Raw genomic sequence first — 24560 nt, forward strand, 5'->3', positions numbered from 1 at the left:
GCGAGTACCCACTACTCGTGACCGGACCACCCCCACTGGCTTGAATGGAACTGCAGCTGGGTCTCACAGCGCAGGGTTCGAGCCTCTGGGGGTTTATCGTGTTTGGTTCTTCAGTCCTTATGTTCGCAGGGTCCAGCGTTGGGCTGATTCTGCTTGCCGCCGGTCAGGCCGTCGTGGTGGTGTGCATGTGCTTTGACATGGTGCGGGCGCTGTCCGTACCGAGGTCGCACCGGCGCTACGTGGCCAGCACGGTCTTCCGGACGCTGGCCGTTCCGTCCATCATCGCCTCCGGCATGAGTGTACTGATCGACGCGCTGGCCTGGTCCTGGATGGATGTTGGCATGTCGATGTTTGTGATGGTGGCGATCATCTTCCGCCTGCACCACGACAAGGACGAGGACAACTGGTGGAAGGGCAAGGGCAAGAAACTCGCCCGCTGGGCCCGCCGCCAGTTCAGTTCCGGAACTTCGGTAGCGCCGGCGATGGGGTAGGACGCCGGTGACCCGGGCTCACGGACGAACGGGCCGGTTGTGGCCTGCGTCACGGCCGCGTAGACTTCCACTTCAAGGCGGGATTCATATATAGAACATCGAGTTCTATTATCGAACTCGATGCCTGCCAGCCACACAACGAAGTGAGGAAAGCCCGTGCAGTTCCACCACCACGGTTATGTATCCGGTGACCCGCGGGTCCAGCCAGCATCCGGCGTCGGTCTGGACCGGCCTGCCGAGCTTCCCGACGACGTGGATGTGCTCATCGTGGGCACCGGTCCTGCGGGCATGCTCGCTGCGGCCCAGCTTTCCCGGTTCCCCGGCGTCACCACGCGCATCGTGGAGCGCCGCCCCGGGCGGCTCGTCATCGGCCAGGCGGACGGTATCCAAGCCCGCAGCGTCGAAACCTTCCAGGCGTTCGGGTTCGCGGAGCGCATCACCGCCGAGGCGTACCGCATCACCGAAATGGCGTTCTGGAAACCGGACCCCGCCGACCACTCCCGGATCGCCCGTGCCGCCCGCACGACGGACGACCCCACGGGCATCAGCGAGTTCCCGCACCTGATCGTCAACCAGGCCCGCGTGCTGGACTACTTCGCCGAGTACATGGCCAACGCGCCCGCGCGGATGTCGCCCGACTACGGCTATGAGTTCCGCAGCCTCGAAATCGGCGACGGCGAATACCCGGTCGCCGTGAGGCTCGTCCACACTTCAGGACCTGACGAGGGCAAGACCCGCGTTGTCCGGGCCAAGTACGTCGTCGGCGCGGACGGCGCCCGCAGCAAGGTGCGCGAATCGATCGGCTGCACCATGGCCGGCGACCAGGCCCATCACGCGTGGGGAGTCATGGACGTCCTCGCCGTCACGGACTTCCCCGACATCCGCACAAAATGCGCCATCCAGTCCGGTGCGGGCGGCAGCATCCTGCTGATCCCGCGCGAAGGCGGGCACCTCTTCCGCATGTACGTTGACCTCGGCGAGGTCGCGCCGGAGGACCACGGCGCCGTGCGCAGCACCACCATCGAGCAGATCATCAGCCACGCGAACACCATCCTGCACCCCTATACCCTGGATGTCCGCAACGTCGCCTGGCACAGCGTGTATGAGGTCGCCCACCGCCTCACGGACAGGTTCGACGACGTCCTGCCGGACCAGCGCGGGGCGCGCACACCCCGCGTGTTCATCACCGGCGATGCCTGCCACACGCACAGCGCCAAGGCCGGCCAGGGCATGAACGTCTCCCTGCAGGACGGCTTCAACCTCGGCTGGAAGCTCGGACATGTGCTCGAGGGCCGCAGCCCCGCCAGCCTGCTGGCCACATACTCGGCCGAGCGCCAGGTGGTGGCGAAGAACCTGATCGATTTCGACAAAGAGTGGTCCACCATGATGGCGAAGAAGCCGGAGGAGTTTGCCAACCCCTCCGAGCTTGAGGACTTCTACGTCAGCACCGCCGAGTTCCCCGCGGGCTTCATGACCCAGTACATGCCGTCCATGATTACCGCAGAACCGGTGCACCAGCACCTGGCCGCCGGCTTCCCCATCGGCAAACGGTTCAAGTCCGCGCCCGTGGTGCGGGTATGCGACGGCAACCCGATGCATCTCGGCCACCACGCCACAGCGGACGGCCGGTGGCGCATCTACGTCTTCGCCGACGCGGCAGCGGCCGGGCACGCGTCGTCCGTCTCCGGCTTCGCCGAGTGGATCGCGAACTCGCCGGAATCACCGCTGGCTGCTACGCCGTCGGGCGCTGACCGGGACGCGTGGTTCGATGTGAAGGTCATCTACCAGCAGGACCACACAAACATTGATATCGGTGCCGTTCCGGCGGCGTTCAAGCCGTCAGTGGGGCCATTCCGCCTGACGGACTACGAGAAGGTCTACGCCACCGATCCCGCCGCTGACATCTTCGAGCTCCGGGGCCTGGACCGCGGCGGCGTGGTGGTGGTGGTGCGGCCGGACCAGTACGTGGCCAACGTCCTGCCACTGGGCGGGACGGCTGAACTCGCCGCGTTTTTCGCTCCCCTCCAGCGGCCGGCGATCAGGCAGTGACTGCCTGCGCGGTCCGGAATTCGGCGGCGGGATAGACGCCCAGGATGCGGACTTCGGTGGTAAAGAAATCCAGTTCCTCAAGGGCCAGGCGCAACGGCAGGTCCTCGGGGTGTCCTTCCACGTCCACCATGAACATGGTGGCGGCGAATTCGTCGCCCACCATGTAGCTTTCCAGCCGGGTCATGTTCACGCCGTTGGTGGCGAAGCCGCCCAGCGCCTTGAACAGCGCCGACGGGACGTTCCTGACGCGGAACACAAAGCTGGTCACGGCCGGTCCGGGCAGCTCTTCCCGGGTGGGCAGTTGCTTTTCCCGCGCCAGGACCACAAAACGGGTGGTGTTGGAGGGGTCGTCCTCGACCCGCGATGCCAGCACTTCAAGGCCGTAGATCTCGGCCGCGAGCGGGGGAGCGAGGGACAGCTTGGTGGGGTCGTTCCACTCGCGGACCTCCCGGGCGGATCCGGCGGTGTCCCCGGCAATGACGGGACGCAGTCCGGCCTCCCGGATCAGGCGGCGGCACTGGCCCAGGGCGTGGATGTGGCTGTGTACCTCCGTGGCCGCCTCGATGGTGCTGCCCGGAATGCCCAGCAGGTCAAAGTGGATGGGCAGGAAGAATTCGCCCACGATCTGCAGGTGCGACTGGGGGAGCAGGATGTGGATGTCCGCCACCCTGCCGGCGATCGAGTTCTCAATCGGAATCATCGCCAGCTCCGCCTCGCCGCTGGAGACCAGCTCGAAGGCGTCCTCGAAGCTGGCGCAGGGAACGCTTTCCAGCTGGGGGAACATCTGCATGCACGCGATATTGGAGTTGGCGCCGGGCTCACCCTGGTACGCAATCTTCTGGGCCATGGTCCGTATGGTTTCACGTCAGGTGCCTACCGGCCCAACTAAGTAGCGTCAAGTGACGGTTTGCGCGCTCAAAACGATGCTGAAAACGACTGATAGCGCTACTCAGTTGGGGAACGGGGGCGGGATGACACCAGCCAGAGCCAGAGGCATTCGTGCGGCGCGGCAGTCCTGCCTTAGCCCGCGCCCAGCCGCATGGACACCTGGTACCGGTCCGAGCGGTACGTTGAGACGGCGTATTCGATGGGCGTGCCGGGGTCCTCCTGGCCGGTGAACGAACGCCGCCGGAAGAGCAGGACGGGCGCCCCCGGTTCGATGTCCAGCAGGGCGGCGGTCTCCTCCGGGGCGGCGGCGGCCTCGACGGTCTGTTCGGCATGCTGCACCGGGTGCCCCGCGGCGCCGAGGGCCAGGTAAAGGGACCCCGTCAGGTCTTCCGAGAGCAGCCCGGGGACCAGCGCGGGCGGCAGCCACGATTCGTCCACACTGACGGGAGCGCCGTTTGCGAGCCGCAGCCTGCGGACGCGAAAGGCAGTTTCCCCGGGCGCCAGCCCGAGGTGATCGGCGGCCGCCGCCGGCGGCACTGCCGAGGAGGCGTTGATGACCCGTGTGCTGGGTTCGAATCCGGCTGCCCGCATGTCCTCGTTGAACGAGGCCAGGTGCAGGGTGGAACGCACCAGCCCGTGGGAGACGAACGTGCCCTTCCCCTTGATCCGCACCAATGCGCCGTCCTGTACCAGGTCAGAAATGGCTCGCCGCACCGTGATCCGCGAGACGCCGAACTGCTCCTCCAGCTGCCGCTCGCCCAGCAGGGCGTCCCCGGGCCGCAGCGTGCTGGACACCAGGTCCTGGAGTTGCCTGCGGACCCAGACGTGTTTTAGTTCCCCTGCCGTATCCATGTCTCCTATTTTCCGGGAATTTTGAACAGGTGGCCGCCTGCTTCCACGCGGCCACCGGAGGCCGGAGGTTCGATGGCGTCCGCCGCGCTGTCCAGGATCACCACGGGACTGCACATGCTCAGGTCCATTGAGCGGACCAGTGTCACGTCCACGGTGATCATGGGGTCCCCGGCACGGACCTGGTCGCCCTTCTGCGCGAGCACGGTGAAGCCCTCGCCCTTCAGGCCGACGGTGTCGATGCCGACGTGGACCAGCACGGCCGGCCCGGACGCGTGCTGGACGATGTAGGCGTGGGGCATGACCTTGATGACCCGGCCGTCCAGCGGTGCGACGGCGGTGAGGACGCCGGCGTCGTCGTCGGGGACTACGGCGGCGCCGCCACCCACAAGCCCCTTGGCGAACACGGGGTCCGGGACCTCATTCAGGGGAATGAGCCGGCCCGGCAGGGGGGAGACAACGCTGATGACATGGGCCGGTGCCGTGCTCACGTCCGGCGTGCTCACCTCAGGGCTGCTCACATCAGGTCCTGGATGTCTTCGGCGAGGCTTTCGGCTTCCGGGCCCACAACCACCTGGACCACGGTGCCGGACATCATGACGCCGTGGGCACCCGCGGCCTTGAGTGCGGCCTCGTCAACCCGGGAGGAGTCCACCACCTCGGTGCGCAGGCGGGTGATGCACCCCTCGATTTCTTCGACGTTCTCGGCGCCGCCAAGGGCGGCGAGGATGATTTCTGCTTTGGACATGTCCACTCCTGAGTTCGTTTCGCGGTGAATGACGCCGGGTCCGGAAGCTTTTTTACGGCTTGAGGTTGACAACTGAGGTCGGCGCCCTTCACAGTGATGGTTGTCACTGGTTATAACCAGTTAGCTAGACTCTACTGAATCAACCATCCCCGCACAAGCGCCACCCTCTTCGAGACGAGGAACATTATGACCACGGAAAACCCATCAGCTTCCGCCGGGGCCGCCCCGCTGGCCGCCCCGGTCCCGGGCAAGGCCAAGGGCAGCGGCAAGGCTCTGCAGAACATGCAGCGCTTCGGCCGAAGCCTTATGCTGCCCATCGCGGCCCTCCCCGCGGCGGCGCTGCTTTTGCGCCTGGGCCAGGACGACCTGCTGGGAAGGTTCGAATCCCTGACCACCGTCGCCCAGGTCATCGGCGCCGCCGGCGGCGCCCTGTTCGAGAACCTGCCGCTGCTCTTTGCCGTCGGCATCTCCTTCGGCTTCGCCAAAAAGGGTGACGGTTCCACGGCCCTTGCCGCCGTCGTCGGATTCCTGGTCCTGACCAATGTCTTCAAAGTCATGGCCCCGCTGGTGCTGGGAGCCGCCCCGGAGGGCGGCAAGGACCCCGTCATCAATTACGGCGTGCTGGCCGGCATTGTGATGGGCCTGACGACGGCGCTGCTTTGGCAGCGTTTCCACCGCACCACCCTGCCGGACTGGCTGGGATTCTTCGCGGGCCGCCGCCTGGTGCCCATCCTGACGTCCTTCGCCGCGATCGTGATCGGCGTGGTCATGGCGCTGCTGTATCCGCTGTTCAACAACGGGCTGACTGCCGTGGGCAACACGGTGGCGGACAACACCGTGGTGGGCAGCGGGGTCTATGGTGTCCTCAACCGGCTGCTCATTCCGCTGGGACTGCACCATATCCTGAACTCCATCGTCTGGTTCATCATCGGCGACTATGACGGTGCCCACGGCGACCTGAACCGGTTCTTCGCCGGGGATCCCACCGCCGGCGTCTTTATGACCGGATTCTTCCCCATCATGATGTTCGCCCTTCCCGCGGCCGCCCTTGCCATCTGGCAGGAAGCCAAGCCGTCGCAGAAGAAGCTCGTGGGCGGCATCATGCTCTCCACGGGTCTCACGGCCTTCCTCACCGGGATCACCGAACCGCTGGAATTCTCGTTTATGTTCGTGGCCTGGCCGCTGTACGTCGTCCATGCCTTCCTGACCGGGACGTCCATGATGCTGGTCAACTTCCTCGGCATCCATCACGGGTTCGGCTTCTCGGCAGGGGCGATCGACTACGTCCTGAACTTCGGCATCGCACAGAATCCGCTGTGGCTGATCCCCATCGGGCTGGGCTACGCCGCCATCTACTACGTGGTGTTCCGCTTTGTGATCCGTCGCTGGAACCTGCGCACCATGGGCCGCGAAGATGAAAACGACGAAAACGGCTCCATGGCCAAAGCCGATGCCAGCTGAGCCTTCGTCGGCCCGGGGCAGCGCGGCCGGCGGCGGGGTGGGGCTGCGGGGCCGCCTCGTCACCGGACTCCCCGGTACTGCGGTGATCGACGACGGCACCGTGGTGATGGCCGGAGGGAACATCGTGTGGTGCGGCCCGACGTCGGACCTGCCGGACGGTTTCGACGCCGACCTCCGGCAAGTGCCGCTCATCCTGCCAGGACTCGTGGACGTGCACTGCCACGGTGCCGTGGGGCACACTTTCTCCGCGGATGCGGACGGCGCGCGCTTGGCTGCCGGCCACCATGCAGCGCAGGGCACGACGTCGGTGCTCGCCTCGCTGGTCTCGGCGCCGTCGCAGGTACTGCTGGAACAGATCGAGGTGCTGCGGGACCTGGTGCAGGACGGCACCCTGGCCGGCCTGCACCTGGAAGGACCCTTCATCACCACAAGCATGTGCGGGGCCCAGGACCCGGCAGCCATCATCGACGGCGACCCGGCGCTCCTGCAGCAGTGGCTTGAGGCGGGACGAGGGACCGTGCGGTCAATGACTCTTGCCCCCGAAACCCCGCACTTTGCCGAGCTGGTGCAGCTCTGCCGGGATCACGGCGTCGTGCCTTCCCTTGGCCACACCGCCGCTACGGCTTCCCGCACCCGGGAAGTCCTGGGCGGCGCAAACGGTGGGGTTGGCGGCCCGTGGTCGGCCACGCACCTGTTCAACCGGATGCCCCCGCTGGGCCACCGCACGCCCGGACCCATCGCAGTCCTGCTGCAGGCGGCCAAGCAGTCTCCCGGGCAGATGGTGCTGGAACTGATTGCCGACGGCGTGCACCTGGACCCGGAGATCGTCCGTATGGTCTTCGGGCTGGTGGGACCCCGCTCCATTGCGCTCATCACGGATGCGATGGCAGCGGCGGGCATGTCCGACGGCCAGTACACTCTCGGCAGCCTGGACGTGCTGGTCCAGGACCGGGTGGCGCGGCTGAAACCGGCAAGGGGAGGGGCCCACGCAGGGGAGGTGTCCGGTCCCGGGGCGATCGCCGGAGCGACGAGCCACCTGCTGGAGAACGTCCGCCGCTGCGTTGAGTGGGGCGTTCCCCTGGCCGATGCCGTCGTGGCGGCATCCTCCACTCCGGCGCGGCTGATGGGCCTGGATCGGCTTGGCCCCCACCGGGTGGGAGCCATTGCCCAGGGTTTCCGGGCGGACGTGCTGGTGACCACCGAAGAACTTGAACTCGTGCAGGCCTACCGCGCCGGCACACCACAAACGCAGGAAAGGAATGACCGTGCAGATAGTTCTGTGTGAGTCCGCCGACCACGTAGGAGCCCGGGCAGCGGACATCATCGAAGCCCGGGTCCGGCAAGGGCCGGCAGTGCTGGGGCTGGCGACCGGCGGCTCCCCGCGATCCACCTACCAGGAGCTCATCCGGCGGCACCGTGAGGAGCAGCTCAGCTTCAGCCAGGTCACCGGCTTCACGCTGGACGAATACGCGGGCCTGCCGCCGGAGCACGGGCAGTCGTACTACTCCACCATCCGGCGGGAGTTCGTCGACCAGGTGGACCTGCCCCTGGAACGGCTCTTTACCCCGCAGGGAGACGCGTCGGACCTGGTGGCCGAAGCTGACCGTTATGAGGCAGCCATCGCCGCCGGCGGGGGTGTGGACATCCAGATCCTGGGCATCGGCGCCAACGGGCACATCGGGTTCAACGAGCCGACGTCGTCCCTTGCCTCGCGGACCCGGGTGAAGACCCTCGCCGGGGCCACGCGGGCTGACAACGCGCGGTTCTTTCCCGACGGCGATGTGCCCCGGCTGTGCCTGACGCAGGGCCTCGGGACCATCCGCGACGCCAAACTGGCAGTGCTGGTGGCAATGGACGAGAACAAGGCAGCCGCTGTCCAGGCCATGGTGGAAGGGCCGGTCAGCGCCCACTGCCCCGCGTCGGTGCTCCAGCTGCACCGGAGGGCCGTGGTCATCCTGGACCCGGGAGCCGCTTCCCGGCTGAGCCTGCTGGATTACTACCGGGAAGCCCAGGACTTCAACGACAGGCTGGGCCAGACACCCACGAGGCCCTGGCTCCGGCAGCCGGTCAGCCGTTGAAGAGTGTGACATTCGCGGCATTGGATTCCGCAAAATGAAATTTTGCTACCATTGGGTGGAATAACTGTTGAATTAGAGGAGGCGGCGTGGACGCTCGGCTTGAGGCCATCCGGAGTACGGTACTGGCGCGGAACCCAGGTGAAGCTGAATTCCACCAGGCAGTGACCGAGGTCTTTGAGAGCCTTGGCCCCGTCCACGACCGGCACCCCGAGCTGCTTGAAGCCGCCATCCTGGAGCGGCTCTGCGAGCCCGAACGCCAGATCATCTTCCGCGTCCCGTGGACCGACGACTCCGGCCGCGTGCAGATCAACCGTGGCTTCCGGGTCGAATTCAACTCCGCCCTTGGTCCCTACAAGGGCGGCCTGCGCTTCCACCCCTCTGTCTACCTGGGCATTGTGAAGTTCCTGGGCTTCGAGCAGATCTTCAAGAACGCCCTCACCGGCATGCCCATCGGCGGCGGCAAGGGCGGCTCGGACTTCGACCCGCGCGGCCGCAGCGATGCCGAAGTGATGCGGTTCTGCCAGTCGTTCATGACCGAGCTCTACCGTCACATCGGCGAGTACACCGATGTACCGGCCGGTGATATCGGCGTCGGCGGCCGTGAAATCGGTTACCTCTTCGGGCAGTACAAGCGCATCACGAACCGCTACGAATCCGGCGTCCTCACCGGGAAAGGCATGTCCTGGGGCGGCTCCCTGGTGCGGCCGGAAGCCACCGGCTTTGGCACCGTCATCTTCACCCAGGAGATGCTGAAAACCCGTGGGTCCTCCTTCGACGGGCAGCGCGTGGTGGTGTCGGGTTCCGGCAACGTGGCCATCAACGCCATTGCCAAGGCGCAGACGCTCGGTGCCAGCGTGGTGGCCTGCTCCGACTCCTCCGGCTACATCGTGGATGAGGCGGGAATCGACGTCGCGCTCCTCCGCGAGGTCAAGGAAGTTGAACGCGGACGCCTCAAGGATTATGCAGTGCGCCGCCCCGGCGTTTCCTATGTGGAAGCCGGATCGGTGTGGGATGTCGACGCAACGGTGGCGCTGCCCTGCGCCACGCAGAACGAGCTCGACGGCGATGCTGCCGCGCGGTTGGTCCGCAACGGCCTGGTCGCGATCGGCGAAGGCGCCAACATGCCCTCCACCCGCGACGCTGTCTCGGTGTTCCAGGATGCCGGTGTGCTGTTCGGGCCGGGCAAGGCCGCGAACGCAGGCGGCGTGGCGACGTCGGCGCTGGAGATGCAGCAGAATGCCAGCCGCGATTCCTGGTCCTTCGAGCACACAGAACAGCGGCTCACCGAGATCATGGTGGGAATCCACCACCGCTGCGCTTCAACCGCCGACGAATACGGCGAGCCCGGCAACTACGTACTGGGCGCCAACATCGGCGGCTTCGTCAAGGTAGCTGACGCCATGCTTGCGCAGGGTCTCATCTAGCGCACACTCAGCACGCGAGTTCACCATGGAAACGGGCGACTCACCCCTGCTCGGCCGTGGTCCCGGAATTCCCTGGATCCAAAGTTCGTTTGAGTGACCTGTGAAACTCGCGTGCCCGTGACTGAAACGTTGATTTTACCGGCCAGAAACCCACCGCGGAACTGCAGCCATACAGTTGGAACCAGACGGCACTAGCTGCCCTCCGATAAACGCGGACTGACTCCGCGTCCCTCCTCCGGAGCGGCTCTGACGGGCAATTTCCGTTCTCTCTTCGCATCACGAAAGGGGTTTCCCATGGATTCGGGAAATGTCGCTTGGATTCTGGCCAGCTCGGCGCTGGTCTGCATGATGATCCCGGCCCTGGCCCTGTTTTACGGGGGCATGGTGGGGTCTCGACGCATTCTTAACATGATGATGATGTGCTTCGGAGGCGCCAGCCTGGTGGCTGTGCTCTGGGCACTCTTCGGCTACTCGATGGCCTTCGGCAATTCCGTGGGCGGCCTGGGACTGATCGGTGACGTCACCGAATTCCCGGGCATGGGGCAGTTGCTCGCCGCAGACGAGGCAGCATCGATTCCAGTCATACTCTTCGCTGCATTCCAGCTGTTCTTCGCGTGTGTCACAACTGCCCTGGTTGCGGGAGCGGCAGCCGGACGCATGAAGTTCGGCGCCTGGATGCTGTTTGCCGGGATCTGGGCCACCATCGTCTACTTCCCCATCGCACACTGGGTGTTCGCATTCTCCTCGGCCGATGGCAGCGTCACCGGCGGCTGGATCGCCAGCGGCATCAAGGCAATCGACTTTGCCGGCGGAACGGCAGTGCACATGAACGCCGGTGCCGCGGCCCTGGCCCTGGCGCTTGTCCTAGGCAAGAGCTCTGGCTGGCCCAAGATGGAACACACCAAGCCGCACAGCCGGCCGCTAGTGCTGGTTGGTGCAGGGCTCCTCTGGGTGGGCTGGTTCGGCTTCAATGCCGGCTCCGCACTCTCCGCAGGCCAGTCCGCCTCGGTCGTCTTCCTCAACACTGCCGTGGCCGCCTCCGCCGGGCTCCTCGCCTGGGCGCTGGTTGAGCGCCTCCGCCACGGCGCAGCCACCAGCATGGGCGCAGCGTCCGGCCTGATCTCGGCCTTGGTTGCCATTACGCCTGCTTGCGGCGCGGTCAGCCCGCTGGGCGCACTTGCCATCGGCGCCATCGCCGGTGCCGTCTGCTCCCTCGCCATCGAACTGAAGTTCCGCCTTGGCTACGACGATTCGCTCGACGTCGTGGGCGTCCACCTGGTGGGCGGCATCCTTGGCACCCTTCTGATCGGCCTGTTCGCCACCGATGCGGCCCCGAACGCCGTCAACGGCCTGTTCTACGGCGGCGGCGTTGAACTGCTGGGAGTCCAGGCCCTGGCCACCGTCACCGTGCTGGTGTACTCCTTCGGCATCACCTGGATCCTGGCCAAGATCCTGGACCGGACGCTGGGCCTTCGCATCAAGCCCGAGGACGAAATGCGCGGCATCGACCTCGCCGCCCACTCGGAACTCGCCTACCTTACCGACGAAGACCCGGTGGAACTCGGCTCCCCGCGGCGGGCCTGATAACCAGTGGGGCCTGAACTCAGATAGATATGCCGGGCGGCGCCCATTGGCGCCGCCCGGCGCGAGCCCGGCAAAGGGCCGAACATCCGGACCGGTGCCAGCGACCGCTGGCTTATAGTTCCGGAGTTCGGCCTTTTGTCGTGCCGTCAGGCGTCAATACAGACCAAGTCGCCGTTGTGAACCTGTAGCACTGCGGCCCGAATGTGGCTGAGGTGGCTCTTGGGGTCCGCCGTCATGCCGTCGATATCCTCGCCGCTCCAGTGCGGATGTGTGAAGTACACGATGAGCGCCCGTTCCTTGCCCTCTGCCGTGGGCTCCAGCGGCACCACGTCCGCGTGCCGTCCTACTACCGGACCGCCCGGCCGCTTCAGGAGCCGTGAGGATGAGGCCGTCAAGGTACTCCTGGCGGGACCAGTCCGTCCAGCGTGCCCTGAAACTGCCAGTTGAGTCCGCCGTCGGATGAGCGGGCCACTCCGATTGCCGTGCCGTGGACCCACTCGACGCCGGTCAGGCCGGTTTCCGTGGCCCGTCGCTGCGTGTAGAAAAGCACCCAGTCGCCGGTCACGTGGTCGGGCACCAGGACGGGATCTGTGGGGCCGTCCCAGATTGGATCCCGGTAGGGATTCCTGAAGGCATCAGCGCTGAGCGGCGAGACGCTGGATGCTCCAGGTTCACGGATTGAATCTGAAGCGGTGGCTTCGGTGCGCACGGGAATCTCCAGGTGGCTGCGTAGTCGGAATTCCGTACAGCGTATGCGGGAAAGTGCTTTCCCGCAGCCGCTTCCCGGCCGCGTGACAGGGCTCATCCAGTGTTAGCGCAGGGGACTGGAGATGCTGCACCGGCCCCAGCTGGAGGTGCCGCGCCGGCCCCAGGCTGCTGTGTCAGCCAGAGGAAGTCGGGTACGGAGGGGTAAGGTACGGGTTCTGGTTCTTGGAGGCGACGCAGCCATTTCCGCTCCGGCTCTGGGTCTGCCGGTAGATGGCATTCGGGCAGGGCAGGGCCAGGTTCCTTATGGGGGAGTTGGTCCATTATCTGGTTTGGCCAGAATGGTGGTTCCCAGTCGGGGTGTTCGCTGGCGTAGTGGCGGCCTGTGGGTGAAATCCAGCCGGGTGGTTCGGTGGAACTCGCCGTGGTGGGTTTCCAGGGTGTGGTGTGTTTGAGCCGGTGGTGCTTGGGGCAAGGCTGACCGAGATTGCTGATCCCGGTGGTTCCGCCCTGGTGCCAGGCGAGGAGGTGGTCGGCTTCGTTGTCCAGGGACTGGTTGTTGCAGCCGGGGAACGGGCACTTCCCGTCCCGCAATCTAAGCCATTGGCGCATCGCTTTGGGGATGCGGTAGCTGTCACGGCCGATTTCCAGCGGTGCTCCGTCGCTGGGGTCCGTCAGGACGCGGTGGAACGAATCGGCGCCGTCGGTGACGAGGGCCCGCGCCATGGACGGCGGGATAGGCCCGTACCCGTCGAGCACCGCGGGTTCATCGGTCAGGCCCATCAGCGCAAACACCGGCACGGTCACGAGGACCTGGGCCTTGGGTGACGGGATCAGATCGGCCTGCCCGCCCAGAAGCCAGGCCGCAGCGCTGTCGACGCGGAGCTGGGTGAGGGTCCTGGACTCGGTGGGGCCCTGCAGGGCGCGGGCGGCGGCGGTGGCGCGGTCCCAGATCCCGGAGGCCTGATCGGCCGGGAGGTAGGCGGAGAGCCAGGCCATGCCGTCCCGGTCCGGGGAGTACTCAAGCCGCCGGTCCGCCGCGCTGCGGGTGTGGCGTTTTTCGATGCTGTCCGGGTGGTGGCGCTCGCGCCAGGTCCGGGCCTTGTGACGGAACCGGGACGGGACCATTTCCCTGGCCGGGCCACCCCGTGCCGGATTGGGAGCGTCCGGGTCCAGGAAGTGTGCCTCCAACGCGTGCGCGGCAGCAGGATCCAGGTTGAGGGTTTCGTCCACCATTATCCGGGCGTGCTGCCACAAAATGGTCCCTGCTTCCAGGGCGGCGAGGGTCAATGGCAGGGCGGTGGTCAGGCGGTGTGCCTCGCCCAGCAGCGCGTCACCCGCGCGTTCGCTGACGGTCAGGGCGCAGGCAACCTCGGCCACGATGCCCATGTCCTGGGCGGTCTGCTCCTGCGGGGAAGTGATGGGGCCCGCGATGGCCTGAGCGGCGTCGTCGTACCCGCTGGCGGCATGGACCTTCACGGCAGCGAACATGGCTTCCATCCCCGCCGTCCCCGACAGGACGGTCAGGCAAAGCTCAGCCTGCCAGTGAGCCAGGTCCCCACACGTCGCGGACGGAGCAGTCACTGCAGGGGCTTCAGCCGGACCAGTTGCAGCCGGGCTGGCTGCTGGATCCACGGCCGTCCCACGCAGCACACCGGCCATCTGCAGGGCAGAGGCCGCTATGGTCTCCAGAATCTCTGCCGCTGCTGTGTTATCCATACCTCCATCATGTCGAGGGGGTACGACATTTTGGGGTGACAGACTCCACACGCGGCATGACAGGTCAGAACGCCCGGCGCTAGTAGCATGTTCACCTCCGCCGCACTCCTGAAGGACATAACGATCAACCGCTCCGCCGCCACCAAAGCACTCACGCTGTTCACCACGCTTCTTCTCGCCGGCGTCCTCACCAGCGCCCTCACCGGTTGTGACGCCGCGGCCCGGGCCGCAACGCAGGCCGCAAACAAGGTGGCCGAAGCGGTCAGGGAAGCACCGCCGTCGGGCAACTCCGGCGAATCTTCTGTGAGCCCAGCCGACCTGGCAACGGCCCGCGCCCAGCTGGAGACCATCCCGGTGAAGGGGCGCGCACCCAAGACCGGCTACACCCGCGAGGAATTCGGCCCCGCGTGGACGGACTTCGACCGAAACGGCTGCGATACCCGAAACGACATCCTCGCCAGGGACCTCGACGGCGAGACGTTCAAGCCCGGCACGCAGAACTGCGTCGTCGCGACCGGTACGCTGGCCGACAAATACACGGGCACAACCATCAACTTCGTCCGCGGCAACACCACCAGCTCCACCGTCCAGATCGACCACGTGGTTGCCCTCAGCGACGCCTGGCAGAAGGGCGCCCAGCAGCTCAGCGCCGAACAGCGCAGGCAGCTGGCCAACGATCCCCTGAACCTCATGGCCGCCGACGGTCCCACCAACAGCGCCAAGGGCGACAAGGATGCGGCCACCTGGCTCCCGCCAAACAAGGCGTTCCGGTGCGAATACGTAGCCCGCCAGACCGCCGTGAAGGCCAACTACAGCCTGTGGATCACCCAGGCCGAGCGGGACGCGATCGCAGGTATCCTGGCAGCCTGCAGTTAGACGCCCCGGGACGCGAACGAGAGCTCAGTCCTTGAACAGGCCCGCGAGGTCCTCGGCCGTGATCGAACCGCTGGACAGGGCGTCGCCTTCCATCACATCCGCGAACAGCTGCGACTTCCGGGCTTTCAGGGCCATGACCTTTTCCTCGATCGTGTCCTTGGCCACCAGCCGGTAGACCATCACGTTCCGGGCCTGCCCGATCCGGTGCGTCCGGTCCACGGCCTGCGCCTCGGACGCGGGGTTCCACCAGGGATCCAGCAGGAAAACGTAGTCGGCCTCGGTCAGGTTCAGGCCAAATCCGCCGGCCTTCAGCGAAATCAGGAACACCGGTGCGCTGCCGTTTTTGAATTCGTTGACGACGTCGGTACGGTTCCGGGTGCCGCCGTCGAGATAGCAGAACTCGATCTTCTCCTCCACCAGCCGCTCGCGGACTTTGCCCAGGAACCCGGTGAACTGGCTGAAGATCAGCGCCCGGTGGCCCTCCGCCACCAGATCGTCCAGCTGCTCGAACAGCACGTCCAGCTTCGAAGAGCGGACCCCGGACAGCGACGGATCCACCAGCGACGCGTCCAGGCTGAGCTGACGCAGCAGGGTCAGGGACTGGAAGATGGTGAAGCGGTTCTTGTTCACGTCCTCGATCAGGCCGAGGATCTTCTGCCGTTCACGCTGCAGGTGTGTCTGGTAGACCTTCTGGTGCCGCGGGTTCAGGACCACTTCCAGGATCTGCTCCTGCTTGGGCGGCAGGTCCTGGATGACCTGGTCCTTGGTGCGGCGCATCATCAGCGGACGGACCCGACGGCGGAGCTTGTCCAGCTGCCCCTTGTCGCCGTTCTTTTCCACCGGCTTCTGGTAGTACTCGGCGAACCGTTTGGGGCTGGAGAACAGGCCCGGCGCCACGATGGACGTCAGCGCCCAGAACTCCATGAGGTTGTTCTCCAGCGGGGTGCCGGTGATGGCCAGCTTGAACGCCGCGGGCAGCTTCCGGGCGCATTGGTAGGCCTTGGACTGGTGGTTCTTCACAAACTGGGCTTCATCCAGCACCAGCCCGGCCCAGGTCTTGGAGGCATAGGAGTCATAGTCGATCCGGAACAGCGCGTAGGACGTGATCACGATGTCCGCGCCGGCGAGTTCAACGGCCGCGTCCTGGCTGTTCTTGGCAAAGGTTTCGCTCACGATACGGACCGTGAGGCCGGGAGCGAAGCGTGCGGCTTCCGCCGCCCAGTTGCCCACGACGCTGGTGGGGGCCACCACCAAAAAGGGAGTCACGCCGTCGGGCGCTGGAACGTCGGGCGCCGGAACTTCCGCCCCGGCAGAATCAGCATCCTCAGGCACAGACGCAGCCTGCTCCTTCGCGGCGCACATCAGGGCCAGTGCCTGCACGGTCTTGCCCAGGCCCATGTCGTCGGCGAGGATCCCGCCGAGGCTGTGCCGGTACAGGAAGCTGAGCCAGTTGTAGCCCTCGAGCTGGTACGGCCGCAGCTCCGCATTGAGCGAGGGAGGCAGCGGCAGCCCGTTGATCCCGCCTTCGAGCAGCCCGCCCACGGCCTCGCGCCAGGCGGCGGCCTGTTCATCGACAATGCCAAGCTGCGCGAGCTCGTCCCAGAGCCCGGCCTGGAAACGGCTGATCTGCAGCGGTGCGTCCTTGTTGTCCTGCAGCGACCGGGCCTCTTCGATGAGGGCGCGCAGCTGGTGCAGTTCCGGCAAATCCAGCGAGAAGTAGGCGCCGCTGGGCAGCAGCATCTTGGTCTGGCCTGCGGCAAGTGCGGAGAATACGGCGGCAAAAGAAACCGGCTGCCCCTCCAAAGAGATCTGGATGCCAAGGTCGAACCAGTCGCGCTGTTCGGTGGCCTTGGTGGAGATGGAAACCACCGGCGCTTCCTCGGCCTCGCGGTAGTCGGCGATGTCGCCGGCAGTGTCCACTGATACGTCCGGCGCGTTCCGGAGCTCGGGCAGGACGTCTTCCGTGAAGGCCAGGGTGTCCAGGCCGCTGAGTTCGGCGGACGCGGACAGGCGGGGCGTGCCCCAGCCGCCGGTGGCCGATTCGCCCAGGGCCGGAACAACGTTCCACGGCTGGCCGATGCCCTCCAGGATGCGGGCCTCGGCGGTGTCGTCGCGGTAGCCGTGGTCGCCGGGGTGCCGCCACAGCGGTTGGGCCGTGACCAGGGTTCCGGACTTGTAGTGCCATTCCCAGTGCAGCCGGACCCGGTGGTCCGCGCCGTAATTGGCCAGCAGGGAGAGCGTCGGGAGGGCCAGGGCGGGCAGCGCCACGGACTCATCCGTCGCCGTGACCCGGGCAGCCTGCTTCAGCTTCGGGTAGAAGCCGGTGAGGAAGCGCGTCTCGTCCTTCGCCGGAATATGCAGGGTGCTGCCGGCCGTCACGAAGGTCAGCAGTTCCTCGCTCAGCCCGCTTTCCAGCGGGGCCAGCGTGATCACATTGTCCGCGGAAATCCCGGGCAACGCCTCCCCGCCCGTGGTCAGGAAAATGCCGTGCGCGGGGCGGCCGATGGTCCCCACCGACGCCGGATCAACGTCTTCCCCCTCAACGGTGATGGTGGGCGCGAGCTCCAGCCCGCCGTCGTCGTGCGTTGCGCCCGGAGCCGCGGCGTCCCCACCCACGGGTGAGCCGTAACGGCTCAGATTAAGCCCGACGGCGGCGGGAGACTCCGCGAGCCGCACCGGCTCGGTGCCGCGGCTGTGGACCAGGGCGAGGCCGATCTTTTTGGCGTCGGTGAGCAGGCTCCACATGTTCTTCCCGGCGAACGTGTTCAGTCCCAGCCACAGCGCGGAGGAGTTATGAACCCGGTTGGCGGCGGCGGTGTGGGCGGCCAGGAATGCCTGCATCCACTCGATGTGCGCCTCGTTGCATTCGCGGCGGAAGTTCAGGTAGCTCAGGGTGTTCCAGGAGACGTCGCCGCGGATCCACTTGCCCTTGGCGCCCATGATCACGGGCCGGGCCTTGAGCTGGCGGACGCTGCGGAGCGGGTCGCGGCGGCCTGTGTAGGAGAAGTGCGGCGCCGGTTCCTCGATCTCGAACTGGAGGGCCAGCGGGATGCCGCTGATGGACTGTGTGATGCCCGGCTGCGAGATGAGCGGGCTGAGGGCCTGCTCCCAGTCAGCCAGGTCCAGGCTGGCGGGCTGGCGGGAAAGCCGGGAAACTTCAGCCGGGGCCAGGAGCTGGACGCGGATGGCCGGGTTGTCCTCGGCGGCGAACAGCAGCGCGGCCACATGCTTGCAGTCCTTGCGGACGGGGCAGCTGCAGACACCCACAGTGCAGCTCCAGCCGCCCGATTTCCGCACCAGCTTGGCTGTGGTGGAGTAAGGGACGTCGGCACCTCCCCGGACCTTGCCCAGCATCAGCCCGGTGGCGGCGTCGAACGACATTCCGGAAACCCGGCTTCCCATGGCATACGCCAACCCGGCCGCGAGGGAGCGGTCGTTAATGGCGGGGGTCTGTATTGCCAGTGCCGCACTCTCGTCCGGTTGGGATGGCATGGTGCGCGCTACTTTCAGCTGGCCACGGGGGTGCCGTGTCCGATCGGAGGTTATCTGCTTCATCTTAGTTCGCCCGGCGGGAGCCTGAAACTTCGCCTGACGTTCACTTCCGCCTCAACACAGCGCCGCCCCCGCCGACGTAGCGTGAAAGTGTCCTGAGCAGCACCGAAGCATTCAGCAGTGAGGAATCCCATGACCATGAGCCAGAACCCTGTCGTCCTGACCAAGGCCAGCATCGATGCAGGCAGCGAGGAGGTCGTAGATGCCAACGTTTACGTGGTGAACGCCATGTACGGGAAACTGCTCGACGCCGGCGAGATCGCGCCCGCAGCGCTCGGCAGCTACTACGTTGACTTCTACGTCACGCAGTCCCTGGAGGGCGGCTTCGCCCAGTACGTGTTCACCGCGGACCGCGACGAGGTGGACCCGCTCATCCGCGTGGGCCTCGCCGGCATGGGCGCCACCGCCCACCTGGAGCTCTTCAACCGGACCGTTGCGGCGTTTGATGCGTTGTCCGACGAAGACGAAGAGCGCTACCTCGACGGCGACCTGGACACTGAGGAAGAGTCCAACGACGCCGTCCGCACCATCGAAGAGCTCGACGGCGAGTTCGAGGAACTGTTCGAAACCGAAAACATCACGGCCCTCAACGCCGCCTGGCTCCTGTCCCAGGAGGGCCTGCTGGTCCTCGACGAAGAAGAACTCGACGCGTACATCGAGCGTCAGGTGGCGCTCATCCCCAACCTCGAGGAACGCCAGGCCGCCGCCGACGAGGAAGCACTGGAGGACGCCCCGGACTTCGAGGTCATCATCCGCGAACTGTGCGACATCGCCGGCTATGCGCTGCAGAAGATCACCATGGGCGACCCCAACTACATGCACGACGGCGAAAAGACGCTGGCCTGGCACTTCACCACGGACCACGGCGACTTCATCATGGTCGAGGACGACGAAGAGGCGTTCATGATCAACCCGGAGACCCAGGAAATCGTCGCCGCCGTTGAGTTCGAGGAAGCGGACGACGACGAGATGATCGACGCGTAGGACCCTCACCACGATCCCGGGCCGGGTTCGTCGGAAGTTTTCCGGCGGCCCGGCCCGCCGCCGTTCCAGCTGTCAGGTGTTCTGGTCCAGCGCCCTGGCGAGGATTTCCAGCAGTTCCTCGTCCGCCTGGTCCGACGCAGCGCGACGTCCACGGCGGTAGTGGTGGTCCGGGTGACCTCGCCCCGTCCTTCGCAGGAGCAGGGCTTTGTTGCTGTCCACCATGGTCTGCCAGGTCTTGGCCGTTTTCTGCTGCTCCGGAGTGATCGCGCTGCCTCGATGCTAGTGCGGTCCATGGGCTGGAGCCGGGCCCTGGAAAAAGAATCCGGGAGGCGCCGTAACTTTCCCGGTCCGGCCAGCGATGTAGGGGGTGAAAGGTTCCTCACGGAGCCGGATCTGAATTGTTCTCTAGGTTTTGGAGTGTCATATGTCGTTGTTCACTGTTCTCGCCACCAGCAAAATCGCCGCCGGAGTACTCGCAGCGGGCACCCTGGCCGTCGGTGGAACCGGCGTCGCAGCTGTTTCCGGTGCCCTCCCGGCCGACGCACAGCAGACCGCCCACGAACTTCTCGGCGCCCCGGCCCCCAAGCTGGCCGCTGACGCCACCGAGTCGGCTTCCGCAAACGCTTCCGGTGATGCAGCAGTAACCGGCGAAGCAGCCGTTTCCGACGATGAGGTCGCAGCCGAGGCCAACGCCTCCGCCGCTGCCGGCACCGCGGTGGACGCAGCTGGCGCCGCAGCCTTTGGCCTCTGCACCGCTTTCACCCACGGTGGACTGAACGCGTCCTCCGAAGGCTTCTCCTCGCTGGTCATCGCCGCCGAGGGCGAAGGCAACGTTGACGCTTTCTGCGCCGATGTTGTTGCGAAGGGTGCCGCGTCTGCCGACGCCGACGCTGCTGGCGAGGGCTCTGCCGCCGTCAAGGCTGAGCGCCCCGAGCTGCCTGCTGTTCCTGCTGTTCCTGCCGTTCCCGCGGTGCCGGCGGTTCCGGGTGTCGACGGCGAGTCTTCCGTTCCCGCCGTGCCGGGCGACGTTGTAGACGTTCCCGCCGTTTCGGGCCACTAGGACCTGCTCAGCTAGTGTGGACTGCGGGAACCGGCTCCGGACGGAGCGGACTCCCGCAGTCCACATGGCAGCCAGATAGCTGACCGACCGCAGCTGAGCGACAGCAGCGGAGCACGCCGCGCCGAATACCGGGAGAGCGACTACGCTGCCCGGGATGGAGGAGCCACTGGTGCTAGACACTTTGGCTGAAGAAGACATAGATACATTTGCAGACACAGCCGGTGCTGATCCGGCTGTGCTCTTCGGCGCTGTCTATCGAACCTTGTCCGGAGCGGTCCTGGGTTACCTCAAGGCCCGTGGCGTGGATGATCCCGAGGCTGTCACCCAGGATGTGTTCCTGGCGTTTTTCCCCAAGATTGGTGAGCTGACCGGCGGGCTTCAGGGCGCCAAGTCGTTGGTGTTTTCCATCGCCCACGCCCGGATGGTGGATTACTACCGGCGGGTTGAACGCCGGCCGGACTTCACTCCGTACGACCCCCTGCAGGACGGACGCAGCACGGCGTCAGCGGAGGACCACGCCCTGGGCCACAGCGGCGGCGCGGCTGCGCTGCTTGAAGGCCTCGCCGATGAACACCGCGAGGTGCTCGCACTGCGGGTGGTGGCGGACCTTTCCATCGAACAGGTGGCCGGCATCATGGGCAAGTCCCAGGGCGCTATCAAGCAGCTGCAGCGCAGGGCACTGCAAAACCTCAAGGACCAGACTCTTAGAAGAAACCAGGCAGATCATGAGTGACACCGCAGGCTCACGCAACGGTTCCCGCGACGCCGCGTCTGTTGACCGGTTGCTGCTGGAGGCAGGGCTGGACGACGACGGCGGCCTCCGCCCCGTCCTGCTGGAGCTGCGGGCGCTCGCCGCAGAGCAGCCGGTACCTTCCGCCGCAGTTGCCGCTCTCATGAGGCCTGCGGTTACACAGACTCCTGCGGTGACACAGACTCCTGCCGTGACACAGACTGTTGTCCCGACGCCTGCACCGAGCCACGCCCCGGCGACCCGTCACCTGGCGGTGGCGGCATCCCCTCAGTCAGAGCCCGCCGTAGCCCCCGCGGCGGCAACCGGCCAGGCAACCGACCAGGTCACGGCGGCCACCGACGAGCTTGCCGCCCGCCGTCGTGCCAAGCGCAGGATCACCCTCACTACATTGTCCGTGGCCGTCTCGCTGGCGGCCGGCGGCGCCGTTGCCGTGGCCTCCGACCAGGGGATCAGGGATTCCATCGGCCAGGTCAACCACGCAGTTGCATCCTTCGTGTCCACCGTTGGCGGCGGGCCTGCGCCCGCGCCGGTGGAGACTCCGGGACCGGGCCAGCCCGCCGTCCCTGCCGTAGGACCCACCGGGACGGCTGACACTGTGCCGGGTTCGGCCGCACCGGGATCCGTTTCCAGCCAGGCCACGCAGCCCGCTCCGGCCTCTTCAGGTTCAGCGCCGGCAGTGCCCCTGCCAGACCTTCCCCTCCCCGAAAACGTCACACCGGGTATGCCGGGTGGGCCGCTGAACGGCGAGGGGCAGCCCCCGGCTCTGCCCCTGCCGGCCACGCCTCCAGTCCCGCTGCCCGGCCTCCATCCTTAGGCGGTCAAGCCGTGGGCGGCACGTCCGTGGGCAATCGATCCGTAAGCCCCTGATCCGTAAGCCCCTGATCCGTAAGCCCCGGAACTGTCGGTGGCCGGAACTGTCGGTAGCAGGAACGGTCAGTAGCCTGACGCCGCTTTCGGGATCATTTCCCCGGCCGGGGTGGCCAGGTACCAGACGCCGTTGACGCCCTGCCCCATGACGTCGCCGGGCTTCTTGTCCTGCGCGAAGTAGTACAGCGGCAGTCCGTTCAGGGTGACCTGCTTGGCCCCGCCCGGCGTCGTGATTGTCCCGAGCGTGCCGGTGACGCCTTCGGCGGCAGGCTTGGCCGCGGTGGTGAGGAGCGGCGGCCACGCCGTCAGGCACGCTCCCGTGCAGGCGCTGGTGCCGGAGTCCTTCACGTCCTTGGTGAAGAAATAGACGCTCATGCCCGCGGCATCCACCACGATGTTGCCGGCGCTGGAGGATGCTGTCTTGAGGTCGACGGCGGCCGCTGCGGTGGGGGAGCCGGTGGCCGGGGCGGCGGACGTGGCGGCCGGGCTGGTGGCCGCCGGAGTGGTTGTGGTTGTTCCGGGGCTGCCGCCGCAGCCGGAAAGTGCGGCTATAAGAGCCGCTGCGGCAAGACCTGTGCACAAATGCTGTTTCATGGGAGGCTCCTCGGCTGGGGCCCGGCGTAGGTCACCGGACGCTAACCCGTACGACGCACCAGGGTGAAGAATGGTTCACAGTGAACCGTTTTCCGTCCGCCGACGTTATATCGCATGAGTGCACCGAGCTTCAGCGTCGGTAGTCACGCATTTGTCACCGCAGGCCGGATCAGGGACAGGAGGGCGGCATGCCGCTGGACGAGGACGTGGTGGCTGCGATCTACCGCGAACACGGCTCCGCGCTGCGCCGTTTTGTCCTTAGCGCCTCGGGCGACCCACAGCTGGCAGAGGACGTGGTCCAGGAGACCGTGCTGCGGGTCTGGCAGCAGGCCCCGGACATCACCGGAAGCCTGCGCAGCTACCTGTTCCGTACAGCGCGGAACATCATGATCGACAACTACCGCAAAGCCCAAAGGCGCCCGGCCGAAGTGATGGAACGCGAACTCGCCGATCCCGCCGAGGCCGTGGAACGCGTGGATGAACTCCTGAACCGCGTGCTGATGGAAGAGGCGCTGCTGCGGCTCAGTACCGAACACCGCGATGTCCTTGTGGCCCTCCACTACCGCCGTTTCACTGTCAACGAGGCCGCCGTGCAGCTGAACATCCCCAGTGGAACCGTGAAGTCCCGGGCCTATTACGCCGTCAGGGCGTTGCGGACCATCCTCGATGAGATGGGGGTGGAGCGGTGAACGCCTCTGAGCTGCACCAGTTGCTGGGCGCCTACGTGCTCGGCGGGCTTGACCCCGCGGATTCCCAACGTTTCGAAGCCCACCTCGAGGACTGCGCCGACTGCCGGACCGAACTCGCCGAGCTTGAAAGCCTGCCGGCACTGCTGGACGCGCTTCCCGTCCCGGACGCGGTGGCGCTGACCGGGAGCGCTCGGCCCGGGGTGGCCCCTGAGCCGGCCAGCTCCGTGCCGCGCAGGGTCCTCGATGAGCTGGCGGCCCGGCGTCGTAAAGTACGACGGCGGTGGGTGGCGTTGGTGGGTGCCGTCGCCGCCGCGTGCCTCGCGTTGGGCCTAGCGGCAGCCCCGCTGCTCAGCCGGCCGCCAGCGCCGGACGCCAGCTACTCGGTCCAGTCCGGCAATGGCCTGCAGTTCAGCATCGACCTCGCCCGGAAAACATGGGGCACCGAGCTGGCCGTGAACGGCAGCAAACTGCCGCTGGACGGAACCCTCTCGCTCTGGATCCGGGACCGCGACGGCGGCGAGGACCGGGCCTGCGCCTGGACCGCGACGCCGAGCGGAAGGGTGAGGGTCACAGGCGCCACGCCTGTTCAGCTGGCCAGCATCGCCAGCCTGGAACTGCGGGATGAAACCCAGCACGCCGTGGCTGTGATTACGGTGCCGTGATTATTGTGCCGTGAGGGCGCGGAACTCGGCCACCAGGGCCGGATCCTCGCATGCCCGGGCAAACGCTTCGATCCTCTTATTGATCTCACGGCCCAGGAGCCAGGCGCCCATGCGCTCCGCCACCGGCCGCAACCAGGCCGGGCGGCACGAAAAGGTGTACTTCCAGACGGCGCGCGTGCCGCCGTCGTCCGCGGTGAAACGCCAGCCGCCGCCGAAATTCCCGAAGAACCACGGTCCTGAAACCATGGTCATACCCACGTTCCTGGGTGGCGCATAGGAAACGTACTCGCTCACCATCACCAGGCCCAGGCGGGACACGGTCCGTGTCCTGACGCCCTTTCCGGCGGACGTTGCACCGTCCAGGAAACCTTGGGCACAAATGAAGGGGTCCCACTGGAGCCGGAACGCACCCGTGGTCTGGGAGAGCGCAAAGACTGTCTCCGGATCGAGGCGGATGAGGCGTTCGGCGCGTACCTGGGGCATGGACCCACCCTAACCGGAGGACGGGTGTTCCGCGTTGGGCCGGGTG

At 66.5% G+C, this 24560-nt stretch carries 25 protein-coding genes; 14 read left to right on the top strand and 11 right to left on the bottom strand.

Translation table 11 applies throughout. The features are described 5' to 3' along the window. The first annotated feature begins 44 nt into the window (after positions 1-44). Together NFC73_RS13070 and NFC73_RS13075 are read left to right on the top strand one after the other, a co-directional pair. Positions 45-491, top strand: a complete 447-nt coding sequence (locus NFC73_RS13070; RefSeq protein ID WP_254750838.1) for a hypothetical protein — start codon at positions 45-47, stop codon at positions 489-491. Between the two features lie 156 nt (positions 492-647). Further along, positions 648-2540 (top strand): FAD-binding monooxygenase, encoded by a 1893-nt coding sequence (locus NFC73_RS13075; RefSeq protein ID WP_254750840.1) that lies wholly within the window; start codon positions 648-650, stop codon positions 2538-2540. On the opposite strand, the gene NFC73_RS13080 is transcribed toward NFC73_RS13075, so the two are convergent. From NFC73_RS13080 to NFC73_RS13095, 4 genes are all read right to left on the bottom strand, one after another. Continuing rightward, positions 2530-3387 carry a prephenate dehydratase gene (locus tag NFC73_RS13080; RefSeq protein WP_141138661.1) on the bottom strand — a complete coding sequence of 286 codons (858 nt, stop codon included), beginning with the start codon at positions 3385-3387 and terminating at the stop codon, positions 2530-2532. The two genes, NFC73_RS13075 and NFC73_RS13080, sit on opposite strands and share 11 nt — an antisense overlap. A 173-nt stretch (positions 3388-3560) precedes the next feature. After that, positions 3561-4280, bottom strand: coding sequence for a GntR family transcriptional regulator (locus tag NFC73_RS13085; protein WP_254750842.1), 720 nt, complete (start codon positions 4278-4280; stop codon positions 3561-3563). A 5-nt stretch (positions 4281-4285) separates the two neighbouring features. Beyond that, positions 4286-4798: a PTS sugar transporter subunit IIA gene (locus tag NFC73_RS13090; protein ID WP_254750844.1), complete on the bottom strand. Its 513-nt coding sequence runs from the start codon at positions 4796-4798 to the stop codon at positions 4286-4288. Further along, on the bottom strand, positions 4795-5025 hold the full coding sequence (locus NFC73_RS13095) for a PTS sugar transporter subunit IIB (protein WP_056341275.1): 231 nt from the start codon (positions 5023-5025) through the stop codon (positions 4795-4797). The genes NFC73_RS13090 and NFC73_RS13095 overlap by 4 nt, the downstream gene beginning before the upstream one ends. A gap of 186 nt (positions 5026-5211) precedes the next feature. On the opposite strand from NFC73_RS13095, the gene NFC73_RS13100 reads away from it, so the two are divergent. The 5 genes from NFC73_RS13100 to NFC73_RS13120 all read left to right on the top strand — a co-directional run bounded on the left by NFC73_RS13100 (position 5212) and on the right by NFC73_RS13120 (position 11572). Beyond that, the gene (locus tag NFC73_RS13100; RefSeq protein WP_254750846.1) at positions 5212-6486 is read left to right on the top strand and encodes a PTS transporter subunit EIIC; all 1275 of its coding nucleotides are present in this window, start codon (positions 5212-5214) and stop codon (positions 6484-6486) included. Next, complete coding sequence (locus NFC73_RS13105; protein ID WP_254750848.1) at positions 6476-7771, top strand: N-acetylglucosamine-6-phosphate deacetylase; 1296 nt, start codon at positions 6476-6478, stop codon at positions 7769-7771. Before NFC73_RS13100 ends, NFC73_RS13105 begins: the two co-directional genes overlap by 11 nt. After that, positions 7752-8564: a glucosamine-6-phosphate deaminase gene (gene nagB / locus NFC73_RS13110; RefSeq protein ID WP_254750850.1), complete on the top strand. Its 813-nt coding sequence runs from the start codon at positions 7752-7754 to the stop codon at positions 8562-8564. Before NFC73_RS13105 ends, nagB begins: the two co-directional genes overlap by 20 nt. Before the next feature lie 86 nt (positions 8565-8650). Beyond that, on the top strand, positions 8651-9988 hold the full coding sequence (gene gdhA, locus NFC73_RS13115; protein ID WP_254750852.1) for an NADP-specific glutamate dehydrogenase: 1338 nt from the start codon (positions 8651-8653) through the stop codon (positions 9986-9988). A gap of 294 nt (positions 9989-10282) precedes the next feature. Further along, positions 10283-11572, top strand: a complete 1290-nt coding sequence (locus NFC73_RS13120; RefSeq protein ID WP_254750854.1) for an ammonium transporter — start codon at positions 10283-10285, stop codon at positions 11570-11572. 146 nt (positions 11573-11718) lie between these two features. Here NFC73_RS13120 and NFC73_RS13125 read toward each other — a convergent pair whose 3' ends face one another. The 3 genes from NFC73_RS13125 to NFC73_RS13135 form a co-directional block, all read right to left on the bottom strand. Continuing rightward, positions 11719-11967, bottom strand: coding sequence for a glycoside hydrolase family protein (locus NFC73_RS13125; protein ID WP_254750856.1), 249 nt, complete (start codon positions 11965-11967; stop codon positions 11719-11721). Beyond that, positions 11964-12281 (bottom strand): glycoside hydrolase family protein, encoded by a 318-nt coding sequence (locus NFC73_RS13130; protein WP_254750858.1) that lies wholly within the window; start codon positions 12279-12281, stop codon positions 11964-11966. The genes NFC73_RS13125 and NFC73_RS13130 overlap by 4 nt, the downstream gene beginning before the upstream one ends. Before the next feature lie 92 nt (positions 12282-12373). Beyond that, a complete protein-coding gene (locus NFC73_RS13135) occupies positions 12374-13996 on the bottom strand; it encodes an HNH endonuclease signature motif containing protein (protein WP_254750860.1) in 1623 nt (540 codons plus the stop codon). Between the two features lie 87 nt (positions 13997-14083). On the opposite strand from NFC73_RS13135, the gene NFC73_RS13140 reads away from it, so the two are divergent. Continuing rightward, on the top strand, positions 14084-14872 hold the full coding sequence (locus NFC73_RS13140) for an HNH endonuclease family protein (protein ID WP_254750862.1): 789 nt from the start codon (positions 14084-14086) through the stop codon (positions 14870-14872). A gap of 24 nt (positions 14873-14896) precedes the next feature. On the opposite strand, the gene NFC73_RS13145 is transcribed toward NFC73_RS13140, so the two are convergent. Beyond that, positions 14897-18364: a DEAD/DEAH box helicase gene (locus tag NFC73_RS13145; RefSeq protein ID WP_254750864.1), complete on the bottom strand. Its 3468-nt coding sequence runs from the start codon at positions 18362-18364 to the stop codon at positions 14897-14899. Positions 18365-18556: 192 nt separating this feature from the next. On the opposite strand from NFC73_RS13145, the gene NFC73_RS13150 reads away from it, so the two are divergent. Next, on the top strand, positions 18557-19408 hold the full coding sequence (locus NFC73_RS13150; protein WP_254750866.1) for a DMP19 family protein: 852 nt from the start codon (positions 18557-18559) through the stop codon (positions 19406-19408). A 72-nt stretch (positions 19409-19480) separates the two neighbouring features. On the opposite strand, the gene NFC73_RS13155 is transcribed toward NFC73_RS13150, so the two are convergent. After that, the gene (locus NFC73_RS13155; RefSeq protein WP_254750868.1) at positions 19481-19630 is read right to left on the bottom strand and encodes a hypothetical protein; all 150 of its coding nucleotides are present in this window, start codon (positions 19628-19630) and stop codon (positions 19481-19483) included. Positions 19631-19832: 202 nt separating this feature from the next. On the opposite strand from NFC73_RS13155, the gene NFC73_RS13160 reads away from it, so the two are divergent. The 3 genes from NFC73_RS13160 to NFC73_RS13170 all read left to right on the top strand — a co-directional run bounded on the left by NFC73_RS13160 (position 19833) and on the right by NFC73_RS13170 (position 22033). Next, positions 19833-20468, top strand: a complete 636-nt coding sequence (locus NFC73_RS13160; protein ID WP_254750870.1) for a protein tyrosine phosphatase — start codon at positions 19833-19835, stop codon at positions 20466-20468. Between the two features lie 154 nt (positions 20469-20622). Next, entirely contained in the window at positions 20623-21201 is a 579-nt protein-coding gene (locus NFC73_RS13165; protein WP_141138651.1) for an RNA polymerase sigma factor, read from the top strand. Then, complete coding sequence (locus NFC73_RS13170; RefSeq protein WP_254750872.1) at positions 21194-22033, top strand: hypothetical protein; 840 nt, start codon at positions 21194-21196, stop codon at positions 22031-22033. Before NFC73_RS13165 ends, NFC73_RS13170 begins: the two co-directional genes overlap by 8 nt. A 119-nt stretch (positions 22034-22152) precedes the next feature. Here the strand turns inward: NFC73_RS13170 and NFC73_RS13175 are convergent, their stop codons facing one another. Continuing rightward, positions 22153-22680: a COG4315 family predicted lipoprotein gene (locus NFC73_RS13175; protein ID WP_254750874.1), complete on the bottom strand. Its 528-nt coding sequence runs from the start codon at positions 22678-22680 to the stop codon at positions 22153-22155. Between the two features lie 188 nt (positions 22681-22868). Between NFC73_RS13175 and NFC73_RS13180 the strand changes: the two genes are divergently transcribed. Together NFC73_RS13180 and NFC73_RS13185 are read left to right on the top strand one after the other, a co-directional pair. Beyond that, on the top strand, positions 22869-23369 hold the full coding sequence (locus tag NFC73_RS13180) for a sigma-70 family RNA polymerase sigma factor (RefSeq protein ID WP_254750876.1): 501 nt from the start codon (positions 22869-22871) through the stop codon (positions 23367-23369). Continuing rightward, on the top strand, positions 23366-24031 hold the full coding sequence (locus tag NFC73_RS13185) for an anti-sigma factor family protein (RefSeq protein ID WP_254750878.1): 666 nt from the start codon (positions 23366-23368) through the stop codon (positions 24029-24031). Before NFC73_RS13180 ends, NFC73_RS13185 begins: the two co-directional genes overlap by 4 nt. Here the strand turns inward: NFC73_RS13185 and NFC73_RS13190 are convergent, their stop codons facing one another. Continuing rightward, positions 24032-24514 carry a type II toxin-antitoxin system RatA family toxin gene (locus tag NFC73_RS13190; protein ID WP_254750880.1) on the bottom strand — a complete coding sequence of 161 codons (483 nt, stop codon included), beginning with the start codon at positions 24512-24514 and terminating at the stop codon, positions 24032-24034. Positions 24515-24560: the final 46 nt, after the last annotated feature.

The organism is Pseudarthrobacter humi (assembly GCF_024294965.1).
Taxonomy (GTDB): domain Bacteria; phylum Actinomycetota; class Actinomycetes; order Actinomycetales; family Micrococcaceae; genus Arthrobacter; species Arthrobacter humi.

Bases quoted from the DNA above. Each gene is read 5' to 3' on its own strand.
- NFC73_RS13190 (WP_254750880.1), bottom strand. From the start codon at position 24,514: ATGCCCCAGGTACGCGCCGAACGCCTCATCCGCCTCGATCCGGAGACA.
- NFC73_RS13080 (WP_141138661.1), bottom strand. From the start codon at position 3,387: ATGGCCCAGAAGATTGCGTACCAGGGTGAGCCCGGCGCCAACTCCAAT.
- NFC73_RS13170 (WP_254750872.1), top strand. From the start codon at position 21,194: ATGAGTGACACCGCAGGCTCACGCAACGGTTCCCGCGACGCCGCGTCT.
- NFC73_RS13095 (WP_056341275.1), bottom strand. From the start codon at position 5,025: ATGTCCAAAGCAGAAATCATCCTCGCCGCCCTTGGCGGCGCCGAGAAC.
- NFC73_RS13165 (WP_141138651.1), top strand. From the start codon at position 20,623: ATGGAGGAGCCACTGGTGCTAGACACTTTGGCTGAAGAAGACATAGAT.
- NFC73_RS13105 (WP_254750848.1), top strand. From the start codon at position 6,476: ATGCCAGCTGAGCCTTCGTCGGCCCGGGGCAGCGCGGCCGGCGGCGGG.
- NFC73_RS13100 (WP_254750846.1), top strand. From the start codon at position 5,212: ATGACCACGGAAAACCCATCAGCTTCCGCCGGGGCCGCCCCGCTGGCC.
- NFC73_RS13180 (WP_254750876.1), top strand. From the start codon at position 22,869: ATGCCGCTGGACGAGGACGTGGTGGCTGCGATCTACCGCGAACACGGC.
- NFC73_RS13160 (WP_254750870.1), top strand. From the start codon at position 19,833: ATGTCGTTGTTCACTGTTCTCGCCACCAGCAAAATCGCCGCCGGAGTA.
- NFC73_RS13120 (WP_254750854.1), top strand. From the start codon at position 10,283: ATGGATTCGGGAAATGTCGCTTGGATTCTGGCCAGCTCGGCGCTGGTC.
- NFC73_RS13145 (WP_254750864.1), bottom strand. From the start codon at position 18,364: ATGCCATCCCAACCGGACGAGAGTGCGGCACTGGCAATACAGACCCCC.
- NFC73_RS13150 (WP_254750866.1), top strand. From the start codon at position 18,557: ATGACCATGAGCCAGAACCCTGTCGTCCTGACCAAGGCCAGCATCGAT.
- NFC73_RS13140 (WP_254750862.1), top strand. From the start codon at position 14,084: ATGTTCACCTCCGCCGCACTCCTGAAGGACATAACGATCAACCGCTCC.
- NFC73_RS13155 (WP_254750868.1), bottom strand. From the start codon at position 19,630: ATGGTGGACAGCAACAAAGCCCTGCTCCTGCGAAGGACGGGGCGAGGT.
- NFC73_RS13175 (WP_254750874.1), bottom strand. From the start codon at position 22,680: ATGAAACAGCATTTGTGCACAGGTCTTGCCGCAGCGGCTCTTATAGCC.
- NFC73_RS13085 (WP_254750842.1), bottom strand. From the start codon at position 4,280: ATGGATACGGCAGGGGAACTAAAACACGTCTGGGTCCGCAGGCAACTC.
- NFC73_RS13135 (WP_254750860.1), bottom strand. From the start codon at position 13,996: ATGGATAACACAGCAGCGGCAGAGATTCTGGAGACCATAGCGGCCTCT.
- NFC73_RS13070 (WP_254750838.1), top strand. From the start codon at position 45: ATGGAACTGCAGCTGGGTCTCACAGCGCAGGGTTCGAGCCTCTGGGGG.